The sequence below is a fragment of the Thalassotalea sp. 1_MG-2023 genome, from assembly GCF_030546745.1.
In the GTDB taxonomy this organism is placed as follows: Bacteria; Pseudomonadota; Gammaproteobacteria; order Enterobacterales; family Alteromonadaceae; genus Thalassotalea_C.
This window is the reverse complement of record NZ_JAUOPD010000027.1, coordinates 1-12,373: the sequence shown is the minus strand read 5'-3', so window position 1 is coordinate 12,373 and position 12,373 is coordinate 1. Positions and strand designations below refer to the sequence as shown.

Genomic DNA, 12,373 nt, shown 5'->3' with positions numbered 1-12,373 from the left:
GCTACTCCACTTCGACACTACGCAAAATCATACTTTTTCCATCGTACACATTAAAGGATGCTGATTTTCTATCGCATAATCGCATACTAAACTGACTTTGGTTTCAGCTACATCTGCAGTAAATGTGCCACAACGACCTTTACCTTTGTAATGAACTTCAAGCATAACATCGGTTGCTTTTTCTTCGTTCATACCAAAAAACTTTTTTAATACGTCGATGACAAAATCCATCGGCGTGTAATCATCATTTAACAACACTACATTGTACATAGGCGGTTTTTGATGTTGATCAACAACCTCATCTTCTAACAATTCTTGGTTGTCGAATATTTCTTTCCAATTGCTCATTCTTTTATATTAGTCTGTGGTAGAAAAATTTGCTTTAACAATTTTGTTAAAAATTAAAAATAATAGGTTAATTAGTTGTGAATAATACTTGACTAATTTATTTTATTATCTACGATTTAAACAGTGACTATTTTTTAGTCACTGTTTACTGAACTTAATGTTTCTGGGGAAGCATACCGAATTACCGATGAATTTAGAAGGAAGTTGATGTATGGCTCACGGTAAAGTGAAGTGGTTTAACAACGCAAAAGGCTTTGGTTTTATCCGTCCTGATGACGGTGGTGAAGATATTTTCGCGCACTATTCCACAATAGAAATGGACGGCTATCGTACATTAAAAGCAGGACAAGATGTTGATTACGAACTAAATGCGGGGCCAAAAGGTCATCACGCATCTGTGATCAAACCGTCCGACTTTGACGATGTAACTGAATAGTAATACCGATAATAAAAAAACACAGCTGAGGCTGTGTTTTTTTATGTCTACTACATGAAAAGACTACTGCATCGCTTTCATGTGCTCAATGATGCAATCACCAAAACCAGAACTTGTTAGCATGGTGCTATCTGCTATTTTATTTGCTAGATCATAAGTGACTGTTTTTGCCCTTATCGCATCACGCATCCCTTTTACAATATTTTCTGCCGCTTCGTGCCATCCAATATGTCTTAACATCAATACAGCAGCAAGCAGTAAAGCGCTAGGATTTACTTTATTTAACCCTGCATACTTTTGAGCCGTGCCATGGGTTGCTTCAAATACGGCCGCATTATGGCTTAAATAACATGCGGGTGTAATGCCTGTTGTATTGCTTAACGTAGATAACAAACTTTGTAAGCTCGGCCCGTAAGCAAATGGTGCGACTAACACTTGATATTCAGCAGGGTTTAAAACAAGTTGTGCTATCATCGACTCAACACTAATGTCTTTAATTGTGATATCAGTACCTGTTTTAGGATTAACAATACTCACCCATGGACCACCATTAATAACTTTGCCATCAAATTCTGTTTTTGCTAATTGATATCCCCAACGACAAATTGCATCTGTAAAATCTGCGGTATTTCCGCCGTCATGTATTAAGGCAACACTTCTTTTATCTTGTGCAACCGCATGCTCGATCGCCTTTTTTAATAATTGTTCCACATCAGAACGATCAATAGCGATGGTACTCGTAAAACGTTCATCATCCGTTTGTTGATTGTGTTCTTTATTGGAAAGTAAGGTGGGTTGGCTTTGAAATACGTCAATATGTATTTGTTGTTGATGATTAATGAATTTAGGTAATCCATCAAAGCATTGAAACGAAAATATACTTTGTTTTACTTTTAACTGTTCACGCAATTGAATGCTTAACGATTGTAAGCCGCTACCTATTGGCGCATCTAACGGCCCTTTAATCCCAACTTTATATTGTTTGAATGCTTGAACGGTTTCATCAGGCAGCCAAATATCGTCATTAAAATGTTCAGTCGCACTAACACCGGCGTAGGTTTTCAACCAAGCGATACGTTTATCACCGCCATACGCCTTTGCTACAGCAGCGTCCACTACTTTTAACATCACTGGTGTAATATCAATACCGATGCCATCACCGACGATATACGGAATAATAGGTGCATTGGGTACGTTTAAACTGCCATTAGTATTAAGCGTGATTTCTTGCCCATGTTCAGGAGTATTTAGTGTTGTTGTCATTTCGCCTTCCTCATCATTAAACCAAGCATAGTGGTATGACCTTTAAGCTAAACGACTTAGGTTCATTTCTCTAATATAGAATCAGTGATGTTCATTATCACGCTGGTTAATAGTAGTAAATATAAAGGGGGATCTCTCTAGGGTCTGTTGATCTTTCGAGATTAAATTTTGTTCGAGCTAAACACTTTTTTGTTCAAGGCGTAAGTAATGATACATGGTGGTTCCTTGTAAATTTCAAACAACCATGAAGAAATAGTGTTTAGCTGAAGCCAAAGGGCAGCTTTTATATTAATCGCAATGCCTCGGCTAAATACCAATAAACTGCTTAAAAATAAACGCGAAAGATCAACAGACCCGAATAGAATTGAGCAAATATACATACGAGTGCTTATTCTGTGTTAATTGCTATTTTCACAAGATGTTACAGCTTAAGGAAGCTTATAAATTCTGTAATACAATGTTGATTTGATTCCTATACTTTACAAAATATAAATACCGTTAAAAATTGTATTGTATTGATAAACTAAAAGCGCGACCAAATATAGGCCTAGCATAGTAATGCGGCGCTGACGCTGAGCTATCATTTGTGCGAGGGTTTCCTTCCGTAAGCCCGTAAGAATTGAAAATATTTTTTCCTACTAAGTTGATCGCTAACTGTGAAGTAATCTGCCAGTTTATATTGGTATCAAAATATTGAAAGTGTGGTAATTTGCGTTGATTAGCAATATCTGAAAACCGATCACCAATATAATGATACCGAATTGCGAAACTAACATTATCTAGGGTAAAAGTAGGTTCAAGCCTAATCTGTAATTCTGGTGTTCTGGTAATTTGATTGCCATTATAAATGCTTTCTTCATAACTCAACGGAATATTATTAAAACGAGCTCTCTGCCACACACTTGTACCTTTAATCGAAAAAATCTGATTAACTTGTTGAGAGAATTCAATTTCAAGTCCTTTTGTTTTTGTATTCATAAAAATGGTATCTGATACTGACTTACCTCGATATACATTCACTAATAGTGGATCAAATTTAGTTTGAAATATAATCGCAGTTATAGACGAATCACCATCATCATATCTTACACCCAGTTCACCAAAGGTTAATCTAACAGGTTGTTCAAAAGTAAGGTTTTCAGGCACACTTTCTACCGTATTAGACCATCCTATTGCATTACCAAAGCTAGTAACTCTCGGCATTTCGAAAGCATCTGCTATATTGGCGAATAATGCCACGTTACTATACGGCGTAAAGTTAAGCCCAATATTCCATGCAAATTCATTGAATTTTTTTTCTCGCGTAAAATAATTTCCTGAGGAGTAGCGCACCGGATATTGTTGGTCGATAAAGTATTGTTTGTCTGTTTGTGCTGCTGACGTTAAATGTAAGTTTTCGGTCCGTATGCCAAGATCAAAGCTTAATTCTTCCAAAGCATCAATTGTTAGCTGTCCGTATAATGAGTGTGATCGTACAAGGCCCGTACCATCAATATAAGCAGGCCCTGTTAAAGAAAGCTGCCCTTCTCGTGTCATCTTGGCAACTTCATCGCCTGCATTATTCAGTGCAATCACGTCAAATCGCTGTGGTTGATGTTTTACATCTATCAAATACTGCCCAAGCCATTTATCTAAAGGTAATGAAGAATACTGACTTCTCGCAAAATAATGGCCAAATGTGCCACTGAACATATCATAATCAAATGATATATTGGTTTTACTGAGCCATTGATGTTGCGCATACTTTGAATACAAAGGATGCGCTAACGAAAATAGCTTATCGCTTTTGTTATCTATTATTGTATTGTCGACTGTACTTTTTAATACTGGCTGTACTGCACCAACTAACTTATTTTTATTGATAAAATCACTTATTTGCTCAGAAGACAAATATTCTTCCGCGGTTGAAATTGTATTATTATCGAGATTAAGCATGGTAAGCATTTCGTTTGTCATATCTGAGTAACGAAATTTATATGATAAGCGCCAATGTGTATTCACCTCGTGATGACCAAAAATACCTAATGACTGTAAATTGGTTTGTTGGCCATCTTGAATATTATAAAATTCTGTTACGTTCGATCCATCCACAGGATAGGTAAATGGTAATGAAGTGAATGCTTTACTCAGTAAAGTACCATGTGTTGATGATAGCTGTTTTACCGCTTGTGGGGATTCTTCTCCGGTGAAAACAATTGGCGAATAAAATGTTGTTTTATCATCAAGTATTTTACCTACCACGTTAATCGAGTGAAATTTATTTTTATAGTTGCTGACTATTTTAAATTGTCCGCCCTTGTCTGCTGTAAATCCTGGCTCTCTAATACCATCACTTTTTCGATAAAAACCACCGTATGCCACGTGCCAATTCTTATTAACTTTCTCTACAATTTTCAAATCAAACCGTGTAGATTTATGATCAACTCCTTGTTTAATAACAAACTCATTCTTTTGAGTACTACTACCGTCATCAGATATAAAGTTCACGACAGCGGCAGGGCCATTTAAACTGACAATACCACTATTGCCCCCTCGTATAGTTTCTACTGCATTTGTCATAATATCTTGCCGTTGAAAAAAATCGACCCATATCCCGTCATAGCTAATTGGCAAGCCATCTTCCATCACACTGATAAATCTAAAGCCTTCACCGCCTCGAAGCCCTCTTGGAGCGACATTATTATTGGCTTCACCGCCTGAGTCTTCCACCCAAAAGCCTGGAACGTGTTTTAGCATATCTGCGCTGTTTGGTAGCCCTTGGGAGATAAACGTTGATTTGTTGTAAACGGTTACAGCGCTTGTACTTCTTAAAATTGACTTTGCATCATGGGCAGAGCCCGTAATAAGTATACGTTCATAATTCTCAGTACTTTCTGTTGCTACCGTTTTATTAACCACTTTGGGTTTTAGATCAATAAGAATACTGCCACTTTGAGAAATTCTATACCGGTAGTGGGTATTCTTAAGCAATAAATCTAGAATTTCACTGATACTGCAAAAACAGCTGATCGTACGTTTTTGTTCAGTTAATGATTTTGCTTGCATGATCAATTGCGTATTATTTAATTTCGCAACTTCAACTAATGCTTGTTCCAGATTTAAATGAGCAAAGCGATACTCCTGCTTTGCATCAACCATTGACTGACTAAATACTTTAAAGGATTGTACAAGTGTAATAAACACAAAGAGCCAGTGCGTTTTTCGCCTGGCTTGGTAAGTATTTGTTCGAAGGTTGTCCTGTTGCGTTATCATTTCTTATTGTTAGGACGTGAAGGTTATTCCCTCTTTGTCATCACCTTTGTATCACCATATTGTTGAATATTTAATGGGAATATATCAGGCAAATCAGTAAACCATTGTTCAATACTGTCAAGTTTAATATTGCCTGTAAATCTCATATCAGCAACACTTTTGTCTTGAATATATATATGCAATGGTACATATCGGCTTATGTCATAAATAACAGAAGCAAGGGATACGTTAACATAACTTAAACGCCCTTTTTGCCAGTCCATTTTTTCACGATTAGTATGCTCAAGCACATCTGACATACTGCCATTTTGAGTGATCGCTATTCCTTGTCCAGCACTTAACACTTTATTAGATAACTGGGTATTCGCAATCGAAGCGACTTTTACCTTACCTTCCAACACCTGAATATGCATATTTCCTTGTGATTCCTTCACATTAAACGCAGTTCCTACTGCTTGAGCGATTCTGCCACGGTAGGTCACAATAAAAGGCCTTGTTTTATCCTTGGCAACAGAAAACAGTGCCTCCCCTTTTAATAACTCAATATTTCTTTTCTCTGCCGTATAACTTACTGAAATTTCACTACCAGAGGCTAGCGCTAACATTGATTTATCGGCTAATGATATTTGTTTAGTTTCACCAATGTTGGTTTTATATGACTGTGTTTTAACCGTAAGGTCACCTTGATGTAAAGGATTATTGTTATGGTTTGTCGATGTAAACGGCAATACGCTGATTACCAGCAACGCTAACGTACAGCTTAGAATGGTCGTTGGCCAAAAAAAACGATTGAAGAAAGTACCTTTTAAAGGTTTATGCTGAGAAAGTAAGTTAACACGTTCATGTGGTTGTAAAATATCTTCTTCGGTTAACAGGTCACTATTTGACCATGCCTGCTTCATTTTTTGATAGACAATTTGGTGCTGTTTACTTTCGTTTAACCAATGAGCTAGTGCTGCTTGATTGTCTTTTGTCGGACATTCCTCGAGCAACAGTAACCATTCTGCAGCGGTATCTTCTATCAGCAAGCGTTGTTCTTTTTTAATTGTTACATCGTTCATTTGTTTTCTCATACTTGGTCCGCTCTACGAGTTTGCTGTTAAATGCTGATAACAACTTCTTACAGCTTGCAGTACATATTTTCGTACCATGCTCTCTGAAACTTGCATTGTTTCAGCAATCTCTCGGTATTCCATACCTTTAATTTTATATAAAACAAATGCTTGGCGACATTTTAAAGGTAATTCCCTCAAGGAGTCTTTTATTAATGCTAAGGAGTCTTGATTTTCTAATGATCTTTCAGGTGATGTATGACTTACCCCATGAGAGATTAAATCATCATTTACATCGACTGGGCTTCTTGTTTGTCTTCTTAATTTATCAATTGATAGGTTTGTAGCAATTTTATATAAATACGCTTGAATATAGTTACAAATACCTTTGTCTTCGAGACCAAGTAACTTTACGAAAGCCTCTTGAGCAATATCTTCGGCCTCTTTATGAGACAACCCTTTTTTCATTACGTGATGTATCAAGCGTCGATAATGATCAATATATAGCGCTTTAATCTGTGCTTTATATTGATCATCTTGTGTGGACTGCTCAATTTTCCTTAATGTATTTGTCATTGATAAAAACTGCTTACTTAAACTTGCCCTTAATTACTATAACGAACGACGTAAAGAATCTGAGAATATATAAATTATATTATTAAAATACCGCTATTTCATCGACATAAAGAGGTAATAACGGTATCTGCGGATCTAAAGACTGTTTTTTATTTATCGCCACTACCCTTAAAAATTGTGTATTAATTGTCGTAAAGCGAATATCAACTAACGGGCCGTTAATGTCTTTATCACTCAATAATTTAACAAGTTGCCATTTGTTCCCATCCACAGAGCTATGAATTTCAATACTTTCAGGTGGAACTAGTTGCCTATGCCTTCCTGCGTCAATGCCAAATACAACACGCGATACCTGCTCTTTCTGGTTAAAATTTATCACTGCATCTAAATTAACCCCCTGAAAAACCGTAAAGTTATTTACATCATAATATTGATCATATGCAAAAATGCCATCATTAATCCGATGCTCTGTGTTTTTAGCTGGTGCATATTTAAAGGTGATTTTTTTATGAATTGTCTTATGTGGCGCTACCGTAATTTGCACAGGCTTTGACTGATTATCATCTGACTGAGTATAGGCTTTTATTGTATGTAACTTAGCATCACTAACAGTAATAACTGAATTAAATAAATGGTTTTTCTCCCCATTTTTTTTATTTTCTTGTTCAACAACCAACTCTCTTTGTTCATTTAATTGAGAAAACAATATATCAACCTTGTTAGATGTTGCTTTTACTTTTTCAACCCAAGGTACCAGGTAAGCATCACTACTATTAACCCCCATTGCATGGTAGCGTTCAGTTAAACGATCTAATTGTTTGCTAAATCTTTGCCAACTTTTATTCGTGGACCAAGCCACTTCTGCTAATGCCGCAATCCTAGGAAATATCATATATTGTACATGTTGTTCTGTTTTTATATATTCAGTCCAGAGTGCACCTTGAACGCCAATAATATGGCGGCTTTGTTCTGGTGTTAATTGTTCAGGAACAACCTGAAATTGATACACTTTCTCTATCGGTAAAAAGCCGTGAATGGCTTTAGGTTCTTCTATAGAGCGGGATTGATACGCATCAAAATAGGTAAATTGATAAGGCGTCATCACGACATTGTTACCACGTTTTGCCGCTTGAATACCCCCTTCAGTACCCCGCCATGACGTAATCAGTGCCGTATTGGGTGCGCCACCTTCAAGGATTTCATCCCAACCAACGGCCGTTTTACCTAGTGAAGTTAAAATACTTGTTACTTGATGTATAAAATAGCTTTGTAATTGTTCACCTGTGGTAATGTTTAAATCTTGCATTAAAGATTGCACTTGAGCACTTTGTAACCATTGCTTTTTAATGACTTCGTCACCACCAATATGTATATACTTACTGGGAAATAAGTCTGCAACTTCTCGGTACACACTTGCTAAAAATGTCATTGTTTTATTCGAAGGACAAAGCACTTGTTCGAAAATACCAAAATGACTTTCAACGTTTACATTATTTCCATGACAAGAAAGCTCAGGGTAAGCTGCAATTATTGCCGTTGAATGACCCGGAATGTCAATTTCAGGAATAATTTCAACATGCTTCTGTTTGGCATATTCTACAACTTCTTTTATTTGTGCTTGGGTATAAAAACCACGATGAGGTAAATCATCATATATCGGTTGATAATCATAAGTATGACCCACGACGGTTTTCGAACGTTTACTGCCAATTTCTGTAAGCTTTGGATATGCGTTAATTTCAATTCGCCAGCCTTGGTCGTCTGTTAAATGCCATTGAAATTTATTAAATTTATGATGTGATAACCAGTCGATGTATTTTTTGATAAAGTCAATATCATAAAAATGTCGACTAACATCGAGGTGCATACCACGATATTTAAAAGCAGGTTTGTCTGTAATTGTTACACCTTGTATAGGCCAAAAACTGCGATTGATTGGTGTTTTCGTTTCAATATCACGGTTTAAAAGCTGCCGTAAAGTTTGGCTCGCATAAAACAGGCCTTTTTCACTACTTGCTTTTAATGTCACAACTTCACTTAACACTTCCAGTGTATAACCTTCGTCATGACTAATTTTGGTATCAATAATAAACCTAACTTGATTTGATTTAAGTTGATCGCTAAAAGGAAATAAATACCCTGTCGTTGGTTGGATCTTTTTAGAGAATAATAATGCAGATTTACGAGCACGTTCATCGTTTGCATAAAAACTTGTATGACGATTTACCTTAAAGTGTTCTTTGTGCCAAGTTACCTTCTCGGGATATGGAAAAAGTACAGGTGTACTTTGTTGTGCAGAAAACACTGGTGTCTGTAATAGTATAAAAAATAGCGTGATCAAATATTTCACTTTAGCTTCCTAACTAAAAAAAGCCCGCAGTTACCCGCGGGGGCAATAAAAATAATGGGTGTCGACGAATAAACGACGACACATTTATGCCTTCAACGTGTGTAAGGTTAGAAGTTTATAGTGACTGAGGCATTCAAAGTGCGGCCTAGAATAGGACGTGCATAATAATATTCATAACCAGCTTGTTGATCATTAATGGCCCTAGGGTTCCCTTCTGTAAGACCGATTTCATCAGTAAGGTTAGTTGCTTTGATATGCAAATTTACATTGTCTGTAAATGTATAATTAATGCCTGCATCAAAAGTCGTGTAAGCGGGTAATTCAAATTGATTTTGACCATCTGAGAAACGGTCACCTATATGATGTACAGTTAAGTATGCATTACCATTATCGAAGTAATATGTAGGTGTTACTCGCAATTGTACTTTAGGTGTACGTTTGACCTGTTTGCCTTCCCAGCTAGCAAAATTACCGGTAAATCCTTCCATCTCTGGACGCTGTACTACACCGGCTACCTCTACAGTAATGTTACTAGTTGGTCGCCAACTTGCCTCATATTCAACACCTTTGGTTACTGTATCAATGATTTGATTAGAGACAGTACCATCAGCTCCGGTAAAATTACGTTCAGTGAGATCTTTAAACTTTGTATTAAATAACGTTACTGACGTGCCAAATATTTGGCTAGCATAACGTATGCCTAACTCAGAAAACGTTAAATTAACGGCTTCGTTAAAGCTCGCGTCTTCACCTGCATGAATCGTTTGTCCATGACTTAATAACCGAGGCATTTCAAATGCATCTGCATAGCGACCAAATACAGACACGCGGTTGTTAAATTTGTAATTAAAGCCGACTGTCCAAGCAGTTTCTGTTTCACTTAACGATTTACGATAGAAATCATTTGATGGCATATCAGTATAATTATTTGCTAAGTTATTATCGATATCTTGGCCATTTTCATCGAAAGCACCTTCAACAGGAACAGCAAATCTAGTGCCGGAAGCTGTACTGTCTAGGTCGAGCCACTCAATTCTAATACCTGCATCTAAACGCAAGTTATCTGTCGCTTGATATTGTTCATTAACAAATAAAGAATGTGAACTAGACTCACCATAGGCCGTAGCTTGTCCCCAACCAGGGGCATAACCTGTTGAACCATTATCAGTTAATTGACCAATAACATTTTTATCATCATCAACTGCGACAATATCAAGTAACCTTGCATTACTTGTAACATCAGTTAGAAAAAATGACTCCCATTTATCAACGGGTAAATCATCCGCATCAACAAAGGCATATAACCACCCCGCCGTTAAGCTATGACGATCATTTTCATAAGTTAAACTCAACTTTGATACGAATTGATCAGCTTCATACCTAGAATACAACGGATAACTAGTAGTCACTAAACCGTTGCCATTTAAGTCACTGGGGTTATCAATTAGCTGCTGGTTGTCAACATACCTTAGCATAGCAGAGGTAGCACCTTGACTTGCAAATTGTTCAACTAACCCTTGTGCATCATCAGCAAGTAATCTTGATTGCGCATCTACTAAAGTTGAATTATCAAAATTCAATAAGATATACATATCATTTTCAAATTGAGAATAACGCGCTGCAGCATCAAGGTATAAATTATCGGTTAAATCCAATTCTAAGTGTGCCCCTAATGTGCTATGAACGGTATGTTGGCCATCTTTTAAGTCTCGGGTTAAGTAACTTCCGTCTTGTTTTAAATATTTTAATTTTCGTTGACCATTACCGATCATCGTATCACTTTTAGGTTCAAAGCCAGGTATGCCTTTAGGATCACTTTGATCTTGCATAGGAATAGGAACAAAAAATGTAGTATGATCATCTAAGTGTTTTGCAGATAAGGTTAATTGACCATTATCTAAATCTCGCACTAAATTCACCCGAATCTGACCACCTTCATCTGCAGTAAATTGCGTATCGCGTACACCGTCTGATTGTCGATAAAAGCCGCCAACGAGCATTTTCCAGTGTTCAGAAATAGGGCTACTATAAAACCCTTCCACTCGATACATACCATAATCAGCAGCACTTAATTTTATTGCCCCTTCTTCAATATCATCTGGCTTTTTAGTAATAAAATTAACTAACGCTGCTGGGCCGTTAGTTGTTAACAAGCCACTTGTGCCACCCCGTACCGCTTCCATCGTTTCAATGGTAATGTCTTGAAGCTGATAAAAGTCAACCCAAACTCCATCATAAACAACAGGTAAACCATCTTCTTCTACACCAATGTAACGAAAACCTTCACCCCCTCTTAACCCACGCGGTGCAACATTATTATTGGTTTCTCCGCCTGAATCTTCTACCCAAAACCCCGGAATAACCTCTAATAGATCAGCCGTTCCAAGGGGCATTTCTCGTGCAAGTTGCTCTTCGTTTAATGTTGTAATTGATACTGAAGATTCTAACTTTGTTACGCCTCGCCCAGTTGAACCTGTTACCACGATTTTTTCTAAATCTAATAACGCTTGTTTGTCTTTTTGTTGTTCTTGCTCTTCGCCTACAGCTACGCTAGTACATGCAATATAAGTAGCTAAAGCTAGTGCTATTGGTGATTTTTTTGTATTTATACTCACAGAAGTTCCCTCAAAGTTTCCATTGTTTACATGGTTAAAAGCGCTACATAAAATATGCAACGTTCGAGGGGTATAACGATTAATCATCAGTTTTTGGGAAGAAAAAGTAGAATTTATATTTGAGAATATTTTTGAAACGCTAACTTCTATCGAAACCTAAACTATAAATATGAAGGTTAAATAGCATTAGTCATTAAGTAAGAAAATTTACGAAAATAAAATCGAAAGGTAAATACTAAGATACTATCGATTGAGCATGACAAACCAGATGAAGTGGTACCCGGGGCCGGACTTGAACCGGCACGCTGTTACCAGCGAAGGATTTTAAATCGTTACTTGTATATGCGTCTACCTAGTGGTAGCTCGAGGGATTTAAATTGAGTGCTAAGAACATACAAAATTATAGTAATGGTACCCGGGGCCGGACTTGAACCGGCACGCTGTTACCAGCGAGGGATTTTAAATCCCTTGTGTCTACCAA

8 protein-coding genes are annotated in these 12,373 nt (G+C 37.0%); 1 reads left to right on the top strand and 7 read right to left on the bottom strand.

Annotation, left to right across the window (positions count from 1 at the left end; all coding sequences use genetic code 11):
• Positions 1-27: 27 nt before the first annotated feature.
• Positions 28-348: an ATP-dependent Clp protease adapter ClpS gene (gene clpS / locus Q4489_RS15740; protein ID WP_074500057.1), complete on the bottom strand. Its 321-nt coding sequence runs from the start codon at positions 346-348 to the stop codon at positions 28-30.
• A 211-nt stretch (positions 349-559) separates the two neighbouring features.
• Between clpS and cspD the strand changes: the two genes are divergently transcribed.
• Positions 560-784 (top strand): cold shock domain-containing protein CspD, encoded by a 225-nt coding sequence (gene cspD, locus Q4489_RS15735; RefSeq protein WP_074500054.1) that lies wholly within the window; start codon positions 560-562, stop codon positions 782-784.
• Positions 785-847: 63 nt separating this feature from the next.
• On the opposite strand, the gene Q4489_RS15730 is transcribed toward cspD, so the two are convergent.
• The 6 genes from Q4489_RS15730 to Q4489_RS15705 form a co-directional block, all read right to left on the bottom strand.
• Positions 848-2,047 (bottom strand): isocitrate/isopropylmalate family dehydrogenase, encoded by a 1,200-nt coding sequence (locus Q4489_RS15730; RefSeq protein WP_303482110.1) that lies wholly within the window; start codon positions 2,045-2,047, stop codon positions 848-850.
• A gap of 498 nt (positions 2,048-2,545) precedes the next feature.
• The gene (locus Q4489_RS15725) at positions 2,546-5,299 is read right to left on the bottom strand and encodes a TonB-dependent receptor (protein ID WP_303482108.1); all 2,754 of its coding nucleotides are present in this window, start codon (positions 5,297-5,299) and stop codon (positions 2,546-2,548) included.
• A gap of 23 nt (positions 5,300-5,322) precedes the next feature.
• Positions 5,323-6,360, bottom strand: coding sequence for a FecR domain-containing protein (locus Q4489_RS15720; RefSeq protein WP_303482106.1), 1,038 nt, complete (start codon positions 6,358-6,360; stop codon positions 5,323-5,325).
• A gap of 24 nt (positions 6,361-6,384) precedes the next feature.
• Positions 6,385-6,927: an RNA polymerase sigma factor gene (locus Q4489_RS15715; RefSeq protein WP_303482104.1), complete on the bottom strand. Its 543-nt coding sequence runs from the start codon at positions 6,925-6,927 to the stop codon at positions 6,385-6,387.
• Between the two features lie 82 nt (positions 6,928-7,009).
• A complete protein-coding gene (locus Q4489_RS15710) occupies positions 7,010-9,277 on the bottom strand; it encodes a beta-N-acetylhexosaminidase (RefSeq protein ID WP_303482100.1) in 2,268 nt (755 codons plus the stop codon).
• Between the two features lie 107 nt (positions 9,278-9,384).
• The gene (locus tag Q4489_RS15705; protein ID WP_303482097.1) at positions 9,385-11,892 is read right to left on the bottom strand and encodes a TonB-dependent receptor; all 2,508 of its coding nucleotides are present in this window, start codon (positions 11,890-11,892) and stop codon (positions 9,385-9,387) included.
• Between the last annotated feature and the right edge of the window lie 481 nt (positions 11,893-12,373).